Here is an 18,469-nt window from a genome sequence, read left to right as displayed (position 1 = left end):
TCCGGCACTGTTGTAGGAGCGCGCTCGCGCGCGATGATGCTTTCCCGGTTAGTCGCATCGCGCGCAAGCGCGCTCCTACAGATCATTCCGACGCGATCTCAGGGCGGGCAGTTCAGGACGAACCCATCGCGGCTGACCGCAGACGTCGTCCGCTCGGCCTACGCGCTCGCCTGCCGCCCGCGTTCGATCCGCCGCAGGAACACCGTCATTTCCTTCGACGACTGCACGTCGCCGCGCCGCACTGCTGCGTCGAGCCCCGCGCGCCACGCCGCTTCGGCCTCGTCTTCGTTCCCCAGCCCCAGTAACGCCTTGCCGAGCAGCTTCCACGCCGCCGAGTAATACGGATCGTGCCGCGTCGCCGCCGCCAGATGCGTCGCCGCCGCGGTCGGATCGCCTGCCTGCAGACAGGCATTGCCCAGCCCGAAGCGCAGCAGCGCATCGTCGCGCCCGGCATCGAGCAGCGCCTGCAATCGTTCGCGCATGGATCACCTGTGTTTGGAGCATCGACGTCTGATTTTCGCTGATCGAGCGCGCCCGCGGTGGAACGCTGCAGTCCAGCCGGTGCGCTGCGGATACAGCCTGCAGAACGCCCGCGTATCGCCCGGGCGCGGGCAACGGACGCTGTACGGCGTCGACACCCCGGTTGACTTCGATTGGGATCGGCGTAATGTACTAGCACGCTATTACATTGATACGTTCATCCACGCCCGTGAAGCAACGCCCCGAACCCCTGCAGGACCATGAAGCCAGTGCCTCGCTGAAGGCGCTGGCACGTGCGTTTGCGGGCTTGAAGACGGCCGACGAGGTCGCGCGGTTTCTCGACGATCTGTGCACGCCGGCGGAGCTGGAAGCGCTGGTCGATCGCTGGCGCGTGGTGCCGTTGCTGCAGCAGGGCGTGCCGTATCGCGAAATCCACGATCGCACCGGCGTCAGCGTGACGACGGTCGGCCGCGTCGCGCGCACGCTCGATCGTGGCGCCGGCGGCTATGCGATCGCAGCGCGCCGCGTGGCGCGCACCAACGAATCCCACTGAGGTCATCCCCATGAGTCCTGTGAACGGCGGCGCCACGCGCGATCGCCTGCGCATCGCCATCCAGAAGTCCGGTCGCCTGAGCGAGCCGGCGCGTGCGCTGCTGGCGTCCTGCGGTCTGTCCTGGCGCGAGAGCCGCGACAAGCTGTTCTGCTACGGCGAAACGCTGCCGGTCGATCTGCTGCTGGTGCGCGACGACGACATCCCGGGCCTGCTCGCCGACGGTGTCTGTGATTACGGCATTGTCGGTCGCAACGTGCTCGACGAGGTCGGCGCGGATCGCGCGCTGCGTGGCCTGCCGCAGGTGTCGAAGGCCGTGCGCGGCCTGGGCTTCGGTGGCTGCCGGCTCGATATCGCGATTCCCGAATCCATCGAATGGATCGGTCCGGCGCAGCTGCAGGACAGCCGCATCGCGACCAGCTATCCGGGCCTGCTGCAGCAGTGGCTGGACGCACAGGGCGTGCAGGCGACGATCGTCAACCTGTCGGGTTCGGTGGAGATCGCGCCGCGTCTGGGCCAGGCCGATGTCATCTGCGATCTGGTCTCCAGCGGGGCCACGCTGACCGCGAACCAGCTCAAGCCTGCGGTCACGCTGATGACCAGCGAAGCGGTGTTGGCCGGGCCGGTCACGCCGTTCGCCGATGTGCGCGGTGAACTCGCGTCGCTGCTGCTGCGCCGTCTCGACGGCGTGCTGCGTCTGCGCGACAGCCGGCTGGTGATGTTCCAGTCGCGCCGCGATGGCGTGGACGCGCTGCTCAAGCTGCTGCCCGATGCCGAAGCGCCGACGCTGCTGCAGGTCGATGGCAGCGACAAGGTCGCACTGCAGGTGCTTTGCCACGGCGAGATGACCTGGCCGCGCCTCGAAGCCCTGAAGCAGGCCGGCGCCGCGGGTCTGATGGTGCTGCCGGTGGAGCGGATGCTGGCATGAGCGCGACCAGAACTGCGTCCATCGACAGCGCGATTCCCGCGATCGTCGACTGGGACGCGGCCGATGCCGACGCGCGCACCGAACTGCTGCGCCGGCCCACCCAGGCTGTGGCCGTGCAGACGCGCAGCGCGGTCGCCGATGTGCTCGATGACGTGCGCAGACGCGGCGATGACGCCTTGCGCGAACTGACCGAACGCTTCGATCGTGTCGTGCTCGAGGACTTCGAAGTCGACGCCGGGGAATTCGCCGCCGCTGAAGCCGCGGTGCCCGCGGCGTTGCGTCAGGCGATGATCAACGCGGCCGCGCGCATCGAGCGGTTCCACGCGGCCGGCATGACCTCGGGCTACAACGTGGACACCGCCGATGGCGTCAACTGCGCGCGCATCGTGCGCCCGATTCCACGCGTCGGCCTGTATGTGCCCGCCGGCACCGCGCCACTGCCGTCCACTGCATTGATGCTCGGCGTGCCCGCGCGTCTGGCGGGGTGTCGCGAGGTGGTGCTGTGCACGCCGCCACGTCCCGATGGCAGCGCCGACCCGGCCGTGCTGGTCGCCGCGAAACTCACCGGCGTGCACCGCGTATTCAAGCTGGGCGGCGCGCAGGCGATTGCCGCGATGGCCTTCGGCACTGCGCGTGTGCCGGCCTGCGACAAGCTGTTCGGGCCCGGCAACAGCTTCGTCACCGAAGCCAAGCAGCAGGTCGCGCAGTCGGGCACGGTCGCGATCGACATGCCGGCCGGCCCTTCGGAAGTGCTGGTGATCGCCGATGCCGGTGCGGATGCCGCGTTCGTCGCCGCCGATCTGCTGTCGCAGGCCGAACACGGTCCGGACTCGCAGGTCCTGCTGCTGTCCGATGACGACGCGCTGCTGGAAAAAGTGCGCGCAGAACTCTCCACGCAATTGGCGGCCTTGCCGCGCGCCGCGATCGCGCGCCAGGCGATGGCGCGTTCGCGGCTGCTGCTGGTGGAAACGCTCGACACCGCGTTCGAGATCAGCAACCGCTACGCGCCTGAACATCTCATTCTGGCGCTGCGCAGCCCGCGCACCTGGCTCGACAAGGTCGAGGTCGCCGGCTCGGTATTCCTCGGCGACTGGACACCCGAAGCGCTCGGCGATTACTGCAGCGGCACCAACCACGTGCTGCCCACCGGCGGCGCGGCGCGCGCCTGGAGCGGCGTGAGTGTGTCGAGCTTCCAGAACACGGTCAGCGTGCAGTCGGCGAATGCCGCCGGCATCCGTGCGATCGGCCCCGACGCGGTGACCATGGCGCGCGCCGAAGGTCTGGACGCACATGCGAACGCGGTCGCGCTGCGTATCGCAAAGGCATCGGCATGAACGGCATTCTCGATTTGGTCCGCGAAGATCTGCGCGATTTCGCCGGCTACGCATCCGCGCGTACGCAGCGGCTCGAAGGCGACGTCTGGCTTAACGCCAACGAGGCGCCGCTGTCGAATCCGGGCGATGCCGATGGCCGCTGCCGGCGGTATCCGTCTCCGCAACCGCCGGAACTGCAGGCGCGGCTGGCCGAGCTGTATGGCGCCGATGTCGGGCAGCTGCTGATCGGGCGGGGCAGCGACGAGGCGATCGATCTGCTGGTGCGTGCCCTGTGCGTACCCGGCCGCGATGCCGTGCTGGCGACGCCGCCGGTGTTCGGCATGTACGCGGTCAGCGCGCGGCTGCAGGGCGCCGACTTCGTCGAAGTGCCGCTGATCGATGGCGCCGCTGAATTCGCGGTCGATGTCGAAGCGGTTCGCACCGCGGCGCTCGCGCGTTCGGCCCGACTCGTGTTTCTCTGCTCGCCGTCCAATCCGACCGGCGGGCTGGTGCCGCTGTCCGACGTGACCGGTCTTGCCGATGCGCTGGCGGGCCGGGCGGTCGTCGTCGTCGACGAGGCCTATATCGAATTCGCCGGCGCGGACTCGGCCACAACCGTGCTCGCCGCGCACGACAACATCGTCGTGCTGCGCACGCTGTCGAAGGCGCACGCGCTCGCAGCCGCGCGCATCGGCGTGGCGATCGGCCATCCCGACCTGATCGCGGTGCTTCGCCGTTGCCAGGCGCCGTATCCGGTGCCGACGCCCTGCGCCGATCTCGCGCTGGCCGGCCTGTCGCCCGCGGCGCTGGAGGTCACGCAGGCACGCGTGGCCGAGGCCATCGCCGAGCGCGATGCGTTGGCCGCGGCATTGGCGACCGCGCCGGGCGTGCGCCGGGTGTATCCGTCGGCCGGCAACTACCTGCTGGTGCGCTTCGTCGATGCCGATCGCGCGTTCGCCGCGCTGCTGTCGGCCGGCATCGTCGTGCGCGACCAGCGCGCTGCGCCGCAACTCGGCGACGCGCTGCGCATCAGTCTCGGCACGCCCGCGCAGAACGCGCGCGTGCTGTCCGCCTTGCAAGCTTCGGAGATCGCGGCATGAGTGCGCGTGGCAAGAAAATCCTGTTCGTCGACCGCGATGGCACCCTGATCGAGGAGCCCGCGGATTTCCAGATCGACGCGTTCGAGAAGCTGCGTTTCGTGCCCGGCGTGATTCCGGCGATGTTGCGCCTGCGCGATGCCGGCTTCGAATTCGTCATCGTCACGAACCAGGACGGCCTCGGCACCGAGGGCTATCCGCAGGCCACGTTCGATGGCCCGAACGACCTGATGCTGGGCATCTTCGAAAGCCAGGGCATCGTGTTCCGCGAAGTGCTGGTGGACCGCAGCTGGCCGGCAGACAACGCGCCGACCCGTAAGCCGGCGCTCGGTCTGGTGATGCACTACCTCCGCGATCGCGGCATCGATCTCGACGCATCGGCGATGGTCGGCGACCGTGACACCGACATCCAGTTCGCCGAGAACCTTGGGATCCGCGGCTTCAAGCTGCGCACTGCGCAGTTCGGCGGCGAGTGGGACTGGGCCGGCATCGCGCACGAACTGTGCGATGCGCCGCGCCGCGCGACCGTGGTTCGCAACACCAAGGAAACCCGCATCCGCGTCGAACTCGATCTCGATGCCGCTGCCGATGCACGCGTGTCGACCGGCCTGCCGTTCTTCGACCACATGCTCGACCAGATCGGCAAGCACGCCGGCATTGCGCTGGTGGTGCAGGCCGAGGGCGATCTGCAGATCGACGAACACCACACGATCGAAGACACCGGCATCGCGTTGGGCCAGGCGCTGCGCGAAGCGCTCGGCGACAAGCGCGGCATCGCGCGTTACGGCTTCACCTTGCCGATGGACGAAACGCTGGCGAGCGCCGCGCTCGACTTCGGCGGCCGGCCGTATCTCGTCTTCAACGGCAGCTTCGTGCGCGAACGCGTTGGCGACATGCCCACCGAACTGGTTGAGCATTTCTTCCGGTCAGTCTGCGATTCGGCGGCGCTGAACCTCAACATCAAGGTCGAAGGCGACAACGATCACCACAAGGTCGAAGCCTGCTTCAAGGCCTTCGCCCGCGCGCTCGGTCAGGCCGTGCGCCGCAGTGGCGATGCACTGCCGAGTACGAAGGGGACGTTGTGATGCGCGTCGTCATCGTCGACGCCGGCGGCGCCAACACCGGTTCAGTGCGCTACGCATTCGAGCGTCTCGACATCGACGCGGCGCTGGTCACCGATGCCGCGAGCATCCGCGCTGCGGACCGGGTGATCCTGCCCGGCGTCGGCACTGCGGCGCAGGTCATGGCGCGGCTGCAGCAGCTCGATCTGGTCGACGTGCTGCGCACGCTGGACCGTCCGCTGCTCGGCATCTGCGTCGGTATGCAACTGCTGTTCGAATCCTCGGAAGAGGGCGAGGTCGCCAGTCTCGGTCTGCTGCCGGGCCGCGTGTCGCGCCTGCGCGGGGGGCCCGGTCTCCGGGTGCCGCATATGGGCTGGAGCACGTTGTGCGCAACGCGGCCCGATGCGCTGGTCGAAGGCGTCGATGGCGCGCAGGCTTACTTCGTCCACAGCTTTGCCGCGCCGGTCACCGATGACTGCGTGCTGGCCGGCGACCACGGCCAGGCGTTCGCCGCCGCCGTGCGTCGCGGCCACATCGCCGGCACCCAGTTCCATCCCGAGCGGTCTGCGGCTGTCGGCGCGCGCGTGCTGCGCAATTTCCTGTCCCCTGCGTTCGAGGCCTGAGTCATGGCATTCACCGTCTATCCCGCGATCGACATCCGACACGGCCGCGTCGTGCGCCTGGCGCAGGGCGATTACGCGCAGGAAACGCGCTACGGCGACGATCCGCTGGTGCAGATCGAGGCCTACGCCGACGCAGGTGCCGAGTGGTTGCATCTGGTCGACCTCGATGCCGCGCGCGAGGGCGGCTACACGCTGGCGCCGCTGCTGGCCCGCATCCGCGCCGATACCGGCCTGCGCGTGCAGACCGGCGGTGGCGTGCGCACCGAAGACGACGTGCGCCGCATCCTCGATGCAGGCGCCGAACGTGTCGTGGTCGGCTCGCTGGCGGTGCGCGAGCCGGCGCAGGTCCTGCAGTGGATCGAGACCTTCTGCGCCGAGCGCATCACCGTCGCACTCGACACCCGTCAGGGCCGAGATGGCGTCTGGCATCTGCCGGTGCACGGCTGGACCGAAACCGCAGACGCCACGCTCGACGTGCTCGCGGTGCGCTATGCACAGGGCGGCCTGCGCCATCTGCTGAGTACCGACATCGCCCGCGACGGCATGCTGTCCGGCCCCAATCTCGACCTCTATGCGCACCTCAAGGCGCTTGTGCCCACGCTCGACGTGCAGGCCTCCGGCGGCGTGCGCGAGCTCGCCGACGTGCGCGCGGCCAAGGCACAGGGCTGCGGCGGCATCGTGCTCGGCCGCGCGCTGCTCGAAGGCCGTCTGGGCGTCGCCGAGACGCTCGCATGCTGAGCCGCCGCATCATTCCCTGCCTCGACGTGCGCGAGGGTCGCGTGGTCAAGGGCGTGCGTTTCCGCGACCACGTCGACATGGGCGACATCGTGGATCTCGCGCTGCGGTACCGCGACGAGGGCGCCGACGAACTGGTGTTCTACGACATCTCGGCCAGCCCGCAGGGCCGCTCGGTCGACCGCGGCTGGGTGGAGCGCGTGTCGCGGCTGATCGACATTCCGTTCTGCGTGGCCGGCGGCATCCGCGACGTCGAGACCGCGCGCGCGGTGCTGCATGCGGGCGCCGACAAGATTTCGATCAACACGCCGGCGCTGGAACGTCCTGCGCTGATCTCCGAACTGGCCGAAGCCTTCGGCGTGCAGTGCGTGGTCGTCGGCATCGATTCGATTCGCGAAACCGACGGCGAATGGCGCGTGCGCAGCTACACCGGTGATCCCGACCGTACCCGCGAACTGCCGATCCGCACGCTCGACTGGATCGCCGAGGCCGTGCGCCTGGGCGCGGGCGAGATCGTCCTCAACTGCATGGACAACGACGGCGTGCGCACCGGTTACGACATTGTCCAGCTGCAGGCCGCGCGCGCGGTGTGTCCGGTGCCGCTGATTGCATCCGGCGGGGCGGGTGCATCCGTACACTTCGCCGCTGCCTTCATCGATGCCGATGTCGACGGCGCGCTCGCGGCCAGCGTGTTCCACAGCGGCCGCATCGCCATCCCCGCGCTCAAGCGCGAACTGGCCGATCAGGCCATCGACATCAGACTCCAATGACCGAACCGCAGGACGACACATCCGCCATTGCCATCGCGCCCGACGTCGACACGCTCGACTGGTCGAAGGGTGATGGCCTGCTCCCCGCCGTCGTACAGGACGCCGCCACGCTGCGCGTACTGATGCTCGGCTACATGGACCGCGACGCCTTCGCCGAAACCCTGCGCCGCGGCGAGGTCACCTTCTTCAGCCGCAGCAAGAACCGCTTGTGGACCAAGGGCGAACAATCCGGGCACACGCTCGAACTCGTCTCGATGGAGGCCGACTGCGATGCCGACACGCTGCTGGTGCTGGCCACGCCGCGCGGTCCGACCTGCCATCTGCAGCGCCCGAGCTGTTTCCCGACCGCGCCGGCCGGCGTCCTCGCCGAACTCGACGCGCTGATCGAGACCCGCGAACGCGAACGCCCCGAGGGCAGTTACACGACCCGCCTGTTCGACGGCGGCGTGCGCCGCATCGCGCAGAAGGTCGGCGAGGAAGGTGTCGAAACCGCACTCGCCGCACTGGTGCAGACCGACGACGAACTGCTGGGCGAGGGCGCCGACCTGCTGTATCACCTGATTGTCCTGCTGCGCGCGCGCGGCCTGTCGCTGGCCGATCTGGAGCGGGTGCTGACGAAACGGGGCGGCTGAGGGCGAACGCGCGCATCATCGCTGCATTCGATGACCGTGTCCCGTGCGTTGCAGACTCAACAGGCACGCTGTGCTGAAGCCTCCTTGCAATTTCCAGTGTCCTGCGATGGCCGGTGTGCGGTGGGCCTTGCCCGCGATCCGGCCATGATTGACGGCACTGCAAACGCGTGGCCGCCTCACGGTTGGCCCGCCGGTTTCCAGGTCGCCGGCGTACGCGCCACGTTGCTGTCCGACGGCGATACGGATCTGTTCGTCGCCCTGTACGGCGATCCCGGGACGATGCGACATGTCGCGCCCGTGCTCGATCATCACGCAGCGACCAGGGCGTTCGCAGCGGCGCGGCGGCAGATGCAGACCACCCCTCCGATCGCGCGTTACTGGCGCCTCGACATCGGTTCAGGTACGCGAGGTCTGCTGTCCCTCGTGCCCGATGCCGATAGCCGCGCCGCCGAGACCGGTCTGCTGCTGCCGTCCGCCGCGCAGGCGCAGGGGATCGCGACCGCAGCGCTCGGTCATCTGTGCGATGCCGTACTCGGCGCGGACGCCTTCGATGCGCTGTGGACACGGCATCGCGTCGGCCATGCAGCAGCCATGGGACTGATGCGGCGCCGGGGCTTCGTGCCGGAGACGCCCGCCGATGGCTGGCAGCGGTGGCGCCTCGATCGGCGGACCTGGCGCGCGCTTGTGGACGCACCGCCCGCCGACTAGATTCCGCGCTCGCACACAGGGGGACATCGCGATGGAGAGCAAGGGACGACTGGCCTGTGTCGGGGTCGGCATGATGCTCGGCGCGCATCTGGCGCCGCGCGCGCGGCGCCACATCGAAACGGCGGACGTGGTCTTCGTCGCGGCCTCCGACCCGCTTGTGGAACAGTGGGTGATGCGCATGAACGCCGATGCGCGCAGCCTGCAGCCGTTCTACAGCGAGGGTCGCTCCCGGCACCGCAGCTACACCGACATGGTCGAGGCAATGCTCGTGGAGGTGCGTGCCGGCCGCGAGGTCTGCGGCGCGTTCTACGGCCATCCAGGCGTCTTCGCCCGGGTCCCGCACCAGGCCATCGCCGCGGCCCGCGCCGAAGGATTTCCGGCGGTCATGGAGCCCGGCATCTCGGCCGCGGACTGCCTGTACGCGGATCTAGGGATCGATCCGGGTGACGTCGGCTGCCAGCACTACGAGGCCAGCCAGTTCATGTTCTATCGCCGGACCATAGACCCCAGTGCCTGGCTGGTGCTGTGGCAGGTGGGCGTGGCCGGAATCAGCAACACAGGCCGTTTCCACAACACGCGGGACGAGCGGGCCATGCTGGTCATACGGCTGGTCCGGGACTATTCGCCTGAACATGTTGTGACACTGTATGAAGCTGCTACGCTTCCCGGCGTACCACCGCGTATCGACAAGATCCGGGTGAGGGATCTGGCGGACGCGGTGCTCCACCAGCACACGACGCTCGCCATTCCGCCAGCCCGGGCGCTGGAGCGTGAGGGGCCGATGTGGTGAAGGTGGCCATCCGGACATGGTGATCGACCTGACATCGATTTTTGGGGAACGCACTTGGACGTGATCGGCTTTCTCGAAGTACTGGCGACCGATGTCGCGGGCCAATGGGACGCACCGCTGGAGGCTGCGGCTGACTTCTCCGGACTCGGCGATGTCGAGCAGGCGCTGCTGGCGCGGCGGGACTGGCCTGGAATCGCGGCGCTGGTCGCTGCGCCGCCGGTCGTCTGCTGCATCATCGCGACGCCGGACGACGGCGAAAGCGAAAGCGAAATGTTGCCGGACCGGGACGAGCCCGGGTCTGCTCCGGACGACGACAAATCCGAAGACGAGCCGGCCCGCCAGGCGCCGGACTGACAGACGATCGGAGAAGAGCGATGCGTGTCGCGCTCATCTGCATGCTGCTGTTCTCAGGCCTGACGGCGTCCCCGATGCCGGCTCATGCGGCCTCGTCGGAATTCGAAGCCGCATTCGAACGTGCGCGTGCGATCCGGACCTCGGACCCCGTCCGGCTGCCGGCGGCGCTCGCCGAACTCGACGCCATGGCGGTGGATGCCACGCCGCTGCAGCGCGGACGTCTGCAGATCCTGCATGCGTACCGGATGGCGATCGGCGGCGATGGCGCGGGCTCCGCCGCGCTGCTCAAAGCGCTGGTCTCCACAGGCAACCCCGATGCCGTGCGCTTCGAAGCAGGCGGGCTGCTTGCCAATACCTATGCGATGACCCGGAATTTCGAGGGCGCCCTCCAGACCCTTGAAAACATATTGCCGCTGGAACCGTCGATCGAAGACCGCGATGTGCGCCACACCGTGCTGCAGTCGGCGAGCATCGTCTACAACCAGGTGGGCGAGTACCGCACCGGCATCCGTTATGCGGAGCGCATGCTGGCCGACCAGCCTTCCGGGCGCGGCCGATGCATCGCGTCGAACGTCATTCTCGAAGGCCGTCTCGGCCTGGGACTGAGCATCGACCGGAAGTGGGTGTTCGAGGGACTGGAAGGCTGCGAGGCAGAGCGTGACGCGATCCTGGCCGGTTTCATGCGCACGCACATCGCGCGCTGGTTGCACGCGAACGGCGAGACCAGCGAAGCGATCAGGCTGCTCGAAGACGCACTGACCGGCGTCGAGCGTGCGGGCTACCCGTTGCTGATCGGCATGTTCCACGCATCGCTCGCGGAATACCGGCTCGCCTCCGGCGATCGTGCGCGCGCGTCCGTCAACGCGCGATATGCGGTGGAGACGCTGTCCGCGTTGCAGAGCGCGCAAGCACTGGTGACCGCGCACCGCGCGCTTTACGAGATCGCGCAGGCCCTAGGCGATGCCGAGGCTGCGCTTTCGGCGTATCGCCGTTACGCGGAAGCCGACAGCGCGCATACCAGTGACGTGAAATCCCGCGAGATGGCCTATCAGGTCGTCCGCCATCAATCGCTGCAGCAGGCCCAGCAGATCGAGCTGCTGCACCAGAAGAACCAGTTGCTGGAACTGCAGCAGAGCGTCACCGAACAGCGGGCACGCAGCTGGCTGCTGCTGGCGCTCGTGCTGGTAGGGCTGGTCGCATCGATCGGCTACTGGGCCTACAAGACCAAACGCATGCAGCTGCGGCTCAAGCGCATGGCTGAAACCGACGCACTGACGGGCATCTTCAACCGGCAGCATTTTGCCGAACGCGTGACTGACGCCCTGCTGCAGTGCGAGCGCATGGGAACGCCGGCGGTGCTGCTGATGTTCGACCTCGATCATTTCAAACAGGTCAACGACCATCACGGCCATGCCGCCGGGGACTGGGCGCTGCGGAAAGTGGCCGAGGCCGTGCAGCCGCTGTGCCGTGAGATGGACACGTTCGGACGGTTGGGCGGCGAGGAGTTCGCCCTGTTGCTGCCGGGACTCGATGCATCGGCGGCCATACGCCTCGCGGGCGATGCGCAAGTCCGTTTCGGGGCCATCGACACCGCAGCGGCGGGCTACTGTTTCAGACTCGCGGCGAGTTTCGGGGTGGCTGAAGCGCGTGAAGGACGCTATGCGCTGACGGCGCTGCTCAATCACGCCGACCAGGCCATGTACGCCGCCAAGCGCGGCGGGCGCCGGCAGGTGCGCGTTTACACACCCGGCATCGAGGAGGTCCACCCGGCGGCGGAAGCAATCGAATTGCTGCGAGAGATCGCCCGCGAGCCCGCCGCGCTGCCGGATGTACCGCCACGTCGCGCGATCGCCTGATCGCGCGACGCATCGCTGGCCTCAGGCCGGGTCGCGGATCACCAGCAGACGTTCTTCGGTCATGTCGCGGATCGCGTACCTGACGCCTTCCCGGCCGATCCCCGAGTCCTTGATGCCGCCGTAAGGCATGTTGTCGACACGGAAGCTGGGCACGTCACCGACGACCACGCCACCGGCCTCGATCCGGTCCCAGGCCTGCATCGCATGGGCGAGGTTGCCGGTGAACACACCGGCCTGCAGGCCGAAGTCGCTGTCGTTCACGCGCGCGATCGCGTCGTCGAAGCTGTCGACCGGCTCCAGGATGGCGACCGGGCCGAACACTTCCTTGCGCTGCAGGTCCGCATCGCGCGGTACCTTCTCCAGCAGGGTCGCCGGGATGATGTTGCCGTCGCGCGCGCCGCCTGCAAGCAGCTTGGCGCCACCTTTGCGCGCTGCCGCGATCCAGGACTCGATGCGGTCGGCGGCATCGCTGTCGATGACCGGACCGACGAAGGTGGTCTCCTCGCGCGGGTCGCCGCTGCGCAGGGCGCCGATCGCCTTCCTGAGTTTGCGGCGCAGCGCGTCGTGGATGCTGCGATGGGCGTAGATGCGTTGCACGCCGATACAGCTCTGGCCGGACTGGTAGTAGGCGCCGAACACGAGACGCTCGACCACCTTGTCCAGCGGCAGGCCGGGGTCCTCGTCGACGATGCAGGCCGCGTTGCCGCCGAGTTCCAGCACGACCTTCTTCTTGCCGGCGCGCGCCTTGAGGTCCCAGCCGACGAGGCCGCCTGTGAAGCTCAGCAGCGCGATGCGCTCGTCCTCGGTCAGTGCCGCGGCATCCTCGTTGCTGCACGGGATCACCGAGAACGCGCCCTTGGGCAGGTCGGTCTCGGCGAGAATCTCACCGATGATCAACGCGCCGACCGGCGTCTTCGCCGCGGGCTTGAGTACGAACGGACAGCCGGCAGCGATGGCCGGCGCGACCTTGTGCGCCACCAGGTTCAACGGGAAGTTGAACGGCGTGATCAGGCTGCAGACGCCGATCGGCACCCGCTTGACCATGCCGCGATAGCCGCGCGTGCGCTCGGAGATCTGCAGTTCGACGAACTCGCCCTCGGTCCGGGTGGCTTCGCCGGCGGCGATGCGGAAGGTGTCGATCAGGCGGGTGACCTCGCCGCGCGCATCCTTGATCGGCTTGCCGGCTTCGATGCACAGCGCGAGCGCCAGTTCCTCGAAGCGCTCCTGGAAGCGGCGGACGCAATGCTCCAGCACGTCACGGCGCTTGTCGGGCGGGAAGTCCGCCATCGCGCCACGCGCCTTGTGCGCGGCGACGATCGCCTTGCGGATCGCGGCAGCGTCACCCATCGCGACGCGCGTGGCGACCTGGCCGCTGTACTTGTCGCGCACTTCCAGATCGGTGTTGGCGGCGACCGCGACGTTGGCAAGGTAGTAGGGATAGCTGCGTGCAAGCCCGGTGGTCTTGCGGGCGGTCTTCTTCTTGGACATGGGGGCTCCGGAATCGGACGGAAAGAAAGCGGCTCGGCGCGGATCAGGCGATCGCGGCGCTGCGCTCTGGAATGTCGCTGTTGAGCAGGGCCTCGTCGTCGCTGTAGTCGATGGCGAGGTCGATCAGGTCCACGCCCGGCGTGGCCAGCGCGGTCTGCAGGATGCCGGCAAACGCTGCGGCGCTGTCGGGACGATGGCCGCGGGCGCCGTAACTTTCGGCGTAGCGCACGAAGTCGGGATTGCCGTAGTCCATGCCGTAGACCGGATAATCCTCGTGGGCCTGCTTCCACTTGATCATGCCGTAGGCGTCGTCGCGCAGCACGATGACCACCAGATCGAGCTTCAGACGCACCGCGGTTTCGAGTTCCTGGGAATTCATCATGAAACCGCCGTCGCCGCAGACCGCCACGACCTTGCGGTCCTGATGGACCAGCGTCGCCGCGATCGCCGACGGGAGGCCGGCACCCATCGTCGCGAGCGCGTTGTCAAGCAACAGCGTATTGGGCGCCCGGCAGCGGTCGTTGCGGGCGAACCACAGCTTGTAGAGGCCGTTGTCGAGGCAGACGATGTCGCGTGTATCGAGCGCATCGCGCAGCGTCCTGACCAGATGCGGGATGTGCACGGGGAAGCGCGCGTCGTCGGCCAAACGTTCGATGTCCTGGCACAGCGCGGTGCGGACACGGTCGAAGAACGCGAAGTCCCAGTGCGGCTGCGGCGTGTCCAGGGTTTCGGCCAGTTGCCAGACGGTGTTGGCGATGTCGCCCAGCACTTCGATCTGCGGGAAGTACACCTGGTCGACGACGGCGCTTTCGTAGTTCACGTGGATCACCGTACGCCGGCCGCTGCGCATGAAGAACGGCGGCTTCTCGATAACGTCGTGACCGATGTTGACGATGCAGTCGGCCGCGTCGATCGCGCGGTGCACGAAATCCTTGTCCGACAGCGCCGCAGTGCCGAGCCACAACGGGTGCGTCTCGTCGAGCACACCCTTGCCCATCTGCGTGCTGAAGAAGGGAATGCCGAGGCGCTCGACGAACGCGCGCAGCATCTTCGCAGTGGTCTTGCGGTTGGCACCGGCGCCGATCATCAGCAGCGGATGCTTCGCCTGGCGTATCGCGTCCGCGGCGGCGGCGATCGCCTTGTGTTCGGCCAGCGGGCGACGCGTGTAAGGGGCGGGCAGCAGACGCGCGTCGGTCTCGTCGCCGGCGATGTCCTGTGGCAGTTCGATGTGGGTCGCGCCCGGGCGCTCTTCCTCGGCGCGACGGAAGGCATCGCGCACGCGCGCCGGAATGCCGTCAGCCGAGACCAGCTGGTGCGTGGACTTGGTCAGCGGACGCATCATGTCGACGACGTCGACGATCTGGAAATGCCCCTGCTTGCTGGTGCGGATCGGTTTCTGGCCTGTGATCATGAGCATCGGCATCGCACCGAGCTGCGCGTACGCCGCTGCGGTGACCAGGTTCGTCGCACCGGGGCCGAGCGTCGCCAGGCACACACCGGCCTTGCCGGTCAGGCGTCCGTAGGTCGCGGCCATGAAACCGGCGGCCTGCTCATGCCGGGTGAGCACCAGTTCGATGCGGGAGGCACGCAGCGACTCGAGCAGGTCGAGATTCTCCTCGCCCGGAATGCCGAATACATGGCTGACGCCTTCGGCTTCGAGGGCCTGGACGAAAAGATCGGACGCCTTGGTCATCGTGCGGAAACTCCATCGCGACAGCGGCACGCGAGCATCGCATGCGACGCGTGAGCGATGGGCGAGGGCAGCGTGCCGCAAGGCGTCACATCGTGTCTGACCCAGTGGCCTCCTGGGGTGCAGTGCTGTCCGTCAGGCACGCATCGCACGCCGCCGCACTGAAACGGCCGCCACAGATGTCGCGGACCTGCGGCATCGGCAGGCCGTCGGGCACATCCGGGCGCAGGCCGTTCCGGAACAGTCCGCAGGTGGCGTCGGACAACCTCGCGATGGCGGGCGACTGGAACTGCAGGCGACCGTCGAGCGACTGGCTCAGGCGCGCGCCGTTGGCGTCCGCGCGCAGGTCCAGCGCTTGCCGGCCATGCCAGATCTGCAGCGAGACCGATCCGTCCGGACCGGCGACGAACAGCGCGTTCTGGCCCTTGCGGCCATCCAGCGTCAGTCCGATGTTGTCGCCTTCGTCCCAGGTCACGTAGCCGCCACGCTCCTGGCCGGTCCGGTCGTACAGCATCACACCGGCGGCCGTGCTGCCCCGGTCGATGCGGCGGCCTTCGATCACCGCGTCGGGCATGTCACCCGAGAGGCGGACGCGTTCGGTGCCGGCAGGATCGACCACCACGAGTTCGGTGACACGCAGCACGCCCGGTATCGCGGGCGCCAACGGGAGCCGCAGCAGCAGGTAGGCGCACGCGGCGATCAGCAGCAGGCACACGGTGCCCAGTCCGATCACGGCGCGGCGATGCGTTCGTTCCAGCGCGTCGAGTCTGTCTTCGATTCCACGATCCATGCGGAACTCCCTGGCGGTTGAACGAGGTTGCAGTGGTCCTTGCGGTCGACTGCGTCACGCGGACAGGGCGCACGGGACGACCGCCGGCGTCTGCAGCTTGGGTGGACGGGATGTGTGGTGTGCCCGGCACGCCCCACCCGGGCAGGTGGGACGTCTGCGGCGCGATGCGCGACCGGTCAGTGCGTCGCCGGCTCCGCGGCGGCATCTGCTTCCGCAGCCGCGTTGTCGCGGTCGACCACGACGTCCTTGCGGCAGTTCTCGACGTCGGTGGCGTCCATTGTCGCGTAGGGCTCGAACGCAGGCAGTGCGGACGCCAGTGCCTGCTGCGAGGCGAGCAGGGGCGGCAGGTTGTCGCAGAGCTTGTCGGCCTCGGCTTCGATCTTCGCGCCTTCGGCTTCCATACGCTTTTCGAACTCGGCCGACTCGCCCGACAGCGCGCTGGCGATCGCGCCCTTCGCGGCTTCGGCGCCGAGCTGGGCGCCTTGGATGCCGATCGTGATGCCGGCTTCGGCGATCGCGATGATGTTGGCGCGATGTGCCAGCAGCAGCTCGCGTTGCGCGGCGTCAATCTCGACCGTGGTGCCGTCGACCAGGAAGTCGCCTTGCGGGCTGATCTCGGCCTTCGGCAGTCCCGCGGTACGGCTGTCGTCGCCGCCGAAGTGGAAGCCGTTGATGTTCAGACCGCGGCTGCCGGTACCGCCGACGCTGATGTTCTTTTCGACCAGATCCCGACGCGCCGATTCAAGTGCGCGGCGGGTGGTGCGGGCGACGAAGCCTTCTTCGGCCGGTGCGGTGGTGGCGTCACCTCCCGCGGACGTGGGGGCCTCGTCACGGCCGCAGGCGGTCAGCGTGCCCGCACAGGCGAGCAGCAGGGCCAGGGGAAGGGCATGGGATGGCAGGGTCTTCATGGTCGCACTCCGGATCGGTCGAAAGGATCAGCGCCTGCGGGGCACGCTGACGGTGCCGCGTACATCGCGATGCGAGACTTCGCCACTGCCCTTGGCAGCCACTTCGAGGTTGCCGCCGATACCGCGTGCATCGACATCGCCCGAGCCGATCGAGCCGACATGCACGTTGCCCTGCACGTCGCGCAGATCGATGTCGCCCGAGCCCAGGCTGCCGATGCGGACATCGCCGCGCGCGCCCTCGAGCTTGAAGTCGCCCGAGCCGACGCTGCCGACTTCGACCGCACCCCGGATGCCGCGGGCCTCGACGTCGCCCGAGCCGATCGACAGCACTTTGAGTTCGCCGGCATCGTCGACGGTGATGTCGCCCGAGCCCACCTTGGCGGTCGCGCGGCCGTTGATGCGCCGCAGTTCGGCATCGCCGGAACCCACATCCGCACTCGCCGCCGAGACCCCGGTCACCCAGGCATCGCCGGAGCCGACGACGGTCTGCACCAGGACGTTCGCCGGCACCTGGCCGGACAGATCCATGTACGCGTACTGGTTGCCCATCCAGCCGGTCGAGTTCGACGTGCGGCGCAGGGTGACGGTCAGGGTCTCGCCCGAGCGCTGCTGTTCCAGCACCAGGGACGCCAGCATCGCTTCGCTCGATGCGCAGGCGCGGCCGCGCAGGGCCGGGTCGGGTCGCTCGGCGCCTTCGACGCGCAACTTGTGGTTGCCGATCTCGAACCGCACCGTGCGCACGCCATCGAGCTGCAGGGCCAGATCGCGCGGCTGACTGTGTCGACACTGCGGGCTGTCTTCGGCCTGCGCCGCGAACGGCAAGGCGAGCGATACGGCGATGAGCGTGGCGAGCAGCGGGCGGACGGAGATGGCTGGCGTCATTGCGTGAACTCCCTGGCGAGGTGTCCGGTCTGCGTCATTGCAGGCTCCGGGGCGTGCGTCGTGGCCGACGCTACCGTGAATCGATGGGGCCGTGCGAGGTGCCGGCCCGTGGTGTCTCAGCGCCCCGCGAACTCGCGGCGCACTTCATCGCGGCAAGTGTCCGCATCGCGGGCTTCGAGCTGTGCGTAAGGCCGGAACGCCGGCAGATCGCTGGCCAACTGTTGCTGGGCTGCGCGCAGGGCGGGCATGCGCTCGCAGATCAGCAGCACGCCGGGGCCGACGGTCGTGCGCACGGTCCGCTCGATACGACGCTCCAGGCTGCCGGTCATCGCACCGACCATCAGCGAGAACACACCGCGATCGACCGAGTCCACGGCGGCCAGTGCAGTGGACTCGCCGATGTCGATACCGGCCTTCGCGATCTCGATGACCATGCCGCGGTAGCCGAGCAACTGGCGGCGCTGCGCCGCATCGATGGCGACGGCCTCGCCTTCGATCAGGAAGTCGCCCTGCGGAGTGATCTCGGCCTTCGGCAAGTCGGGTGCCGTCTTCGCCTTGCGGCGTCCAGTGCCATTGATCTGCAGACTGTTGGCGACGTCGAGGTTCTCGATGTCGAGTTCGGCGCGGGCCTTGGCGAGATCGGTGCGGATGTCGCGACGTGCGTCTTCGAGGTCCCGGCGGATCTCCTCCCGGACGCCGCCGCTCTCCGGCGGCGCCGACCAGGCAACCATCGGCAGACACAGGGCAAGGGCGAATGCGGTGACGGCTGCAGCTTTCATGGGTGGTCTCCGGAATCAGGCGATGGCGGGGAGAA

The 18,469-nt window shown here is 68.3% G+C and carries 20 protein-coding genes; 13 read left to right on the top strand and 7 right to left on the bottom strand.

The window, feature by feature from the left end; genetic code table 11:
• Window positions 1-158: 158 nt before the first annotated feature.
• The gene (locus tag AC3A4E_RS11740; protein WP_487631639.1) at window positions 159-482 is read right to left on the bottom strand and encodes a tetratricopeptide repeat protein; all 324 of its coding nucleotides are present in this window, start codon (window positions 480-482) and stop codon (window positions 159-161) included.
• Window positions 483-709: 227 nt separating this feature from the next.
• On the opposite strand from AC3A4E_RS11740, the gene AC3A4E_RS11735 reads away from it, so the two are divergent.
• The 13 genes from AC3A4E_RS11735 to AC3A4E_RS11675 all read left to right on the top strand — a co-directional run bounded on the left by AC3A4E_RS11735 (window position 710) and on the right by AC3A4E_RS11675 (window position 11,897).
• The gene (locus tag AC3A4E_RS11735) at window positions 710-1,033 is read left to right on the top strand and encodes a YerC/YecD family TrpR-related protein (protein WP_487631638.1); all 324 of its coding nucleotides are present in this window, start codon (window positions 710-712) and stop codon (window positions 1,031-1,033) included.
• 10 nt (window positions 1,034-1,043) lie between these two features.
• Window positions 1,044-1,958, top strand: coding sequence for an ATP phosphoribosyltransferase (gene hisG, locus AC3A4E_RS11730; RefSeq protein WP_487631637.1), 915 nt, complete (start codon window positions 1,044-1,046; stop codon window positions 1,956-1,958).
• Window positions 1,955-3,292 carry a histidinol dehydrogenase gene (gene hisD, locus AC3A4E_RS11725; protein ID WP_487631636.1) on the top strand — a complete coding sequence of 446 codons (1,338 nt, stop codon included), beginning with the start codon at window positions 1,955-1,957 and terminating at the stop codon, window positions 3,290-3,292. Before hisG ends, hisD begins: the two co-directional genes overlap by 4 nt.
• Complete coding sequence (hisC, locus tag AC3A4E_RS11720; protein WP_487631635.1) at window positions 3,289-4,371, top strand: histidinol-phosphate transaminase; 1,083 nt, start codon at window positions 3,289-3,291, stop codon at window positions 4,369-4,371. The genes hisD and hisC overlap by 4 nt, the downstream gene beginning before the upstream one ends.
• Entirely contained in the window at window positions 4,368-5,453 is a 1,086-nt protein-coding gene (gene hisB / locus AC3A4E_RS11715; RefSeq protein ID WP_487631634.1) for a bifunctional histidinol-phosphatase/imidazoleglycerol-phosphate dehydratase HisB, read from the top strand. Before hisC ends, hisB begins: the two co-directional genes overlap by 4 nt.
• The gene (gene hisH / locus AC3A4E_RS11710; protein WP_487631633.1) at window positions 5,453-6,052 is read left to right on the top strand and encodes an imidazole glycerol phosphate synthase subunit HisH; all 600 of its coding nucleotides are present in this window, start codon (window positions 5,453-5,455) and stop codon (window positions 6,050-6,052) included. The genes hisB and hisH overlap by 1 nt, the downstream gene beginning before the upstream one ends.
• A 3-nt stretch (window positions 6,053-6,055) precedes the next feature.
• On the top strand, window positions 6,056-6,790 hold the full coding sequence (hisA, locus tag AC3A4E_RS11705) for a 1-(5-phosphoribosyl)-5-[(5-phosphoribosylamino)methylideneamino]imidazole-4-carboxamide isomerase (protein ID WP_487631632.1): 735 nt from the start codon (window positions 6,056-6,058) through the stop codon (window positions 6,788-6,790).
• Window positions 6,784-7,557 carry an imidazole glycerol phosphate synthase subunit HisF gene (gene hisF / locus AC3A4E_RS11700; protein WP_487631631.1) on the top strand — a complete coding sequence of 258 codons (774 nt, stop codon included), beginning with the start codon at window positions 6,784-6,786 and terminating at the stop codon, window positions 7,555-7,557. The genes hisA and hisF overlap by 7 nt, the downstream gene beginning before the upstream one ends.
• Window positions 7,554-8,189 carry a bifunctional phosphoribosyl-AMP cyclohydrolase/phosphoribosyl-ATP diphosphatase HisIE gene (gene hisIE / locus AC3A4E_RS11695; RefSeq protein ID WP_487631630.1) on the top strand — a complete coding sequence of 212 codons (636 nt, stop codon included), beginning with the start codon at window positions 7,554-7,556 and terminating at the stop codon, window positions 8,187-8,189. Before hisF ends, hisIE begins: the two co-directional genes overlap by 4 nt.
• Before the next feature lie 144 nt (window positions 8,190-8,333).
• Window positions 8,334-8,897 (top strand): GNAT family N-acetyltransferase, encoded by a 564-nt coding sequence (locus AC3A4E_RS11690; RefSeq protein ID WP_487631629.1) that lies wholly within the window; start codon window positions 8,334-8,336, stop codon window positions 8,895-8,897.
• Between the two features lie 31 nt (window positions 8,898-8,928).
• The gene (locus tag AC3A4E_RS11685; RefSeq protein ID WP_487631628.1) at window positions 8,929-9,687 is read left to right on the top strand and encodes an SAM-dependent methyltransferase; all 759 of its coding nucleotides are present in this window, start codon (window positions 8,929-8,931) and stop codon (window positions 9,685-9,687) included.
• Window positions 9,688-9,741: 54 nt separating this feature from the next.
• The gene (locus tag AC3A4E_RS11680; RefSeq protein WP_487631627.1) at window positions 9,742-10,041 is read left to right on the top strand and encodes a hypothetical protein; all 300 of its coding nucleotides are present in this window, start codon (window positions 9,742-9,744) and stop codon (window positions 10,039-10,041) included.
• A 20-nt stretch (window positions 10,042-10,061) separates the two neighbouring features.
• Window positions 10,062-11,897: a sensor domain-containing diguanylate cyclase gene (locus AC3A4E_RS11675; RefSeq protein WP_487631626.1), complete on the top strand. Its 1,836-nt coding sequence runs from the start codon at window positions 10,062-10,064 to the stop codon at window positions 11,895-11,897.
• Between the two features lie 21 nt (window positions 11,898-11,918).
• Here AC3A4E_RS11675 and AC3A4E_RS11670 read toward each other — a convergent pair whose 3' ends face one another.
• From AC3A4E_RS11670 to AC3A4E_RS11645, 6 genes are all read right to left on the bottom strand, one after another.
• The gene (locus AC3A4E_RS11670) at window positions 11,919-13,385 is read right to left on the bottom strand and encodes an aldehyde dehydrogenase family protein (protein WP_487631625.1); all 1,467 of its coding nucleotides are present in this window, start codon (window positions 13,383-13,385) and stop codon (window positions 11,919-11,921) included.
• Window positions 13,386-13,428: 43 nt separating this feature from the next.
• The gene (locus AC3A4E_RS11665) at window positions 13,429-15,078 is read right to left on the bottom strand and encodes an acetolactate synthase large subunit (protein ID WP_487631624.1); all 1,650 of its coding nucleotides are present in this window, start codon (window positions 15,076-15,078) and stop codon (window positions 13,429-13,431) included.
• Between the two features lie 85 nt (window positions 15,079-15,163).
• On the bottom strand, window positions 15,164-15,865 hold the full coding sequence (locus AC3A4E_RS11660) for a hypothetical protein (protein ID WP_487631623.1): 702 nt from the start codon (window positions 15,863-15,865) through the stop codon (window positions 15,164-15,166).
• Between the two features lie 176 nt (window positions 15,866-16,041).
• The gene (locus tag AC3A4E_RS11655) at window positions 16,042-16,773 is read right to left on the bottom strand and encodes a YggN family protein (protein WP_487631622.1); all 732 of its coding nucleotides are present in this window, start codon (window positions 16,771-16,773) and stop codon (window positions 16,042-16,044) included.
• Between the two features lie 27 nt (window positions 16,774-16,800).
• Window positions 16,801-17,655 (bottom strand): GIN domain-containing protein, encoded by an 855-nt coding sequence (locus AC3A4E_RS11650; protein ID WP_487631621.1) that lies wholly within the window; start codon window positions 17,653-17,655, stop codon window positions 16,801-16,803.
• Window positions 17,656-17,771: 116 nt separating this feature from the next.
• Window positions 17,772-18,434 carry a hypothetical protein gene (locus tag AC3A4E_RS11645; RefSeq protein ID WP_487631620.1) on the bottom strand — a complete coding sequence of 221 codons (663 nt, stop codon included), beginning with the start codon at window positions 18,432-18,434 and terminating at the stop codon, window positions 17,772-17,774.
• Window positions 18,435-18,469: the final 35 nt, after the last annotated feature.

This window comes from Luteimonas sp. Soil_N_1, assembly GCF_057656255.1.
Note: the sequence above shows the minus strand (reverse complement) of the source record. Positions and strands in the feature narration are given on the sequence as shown.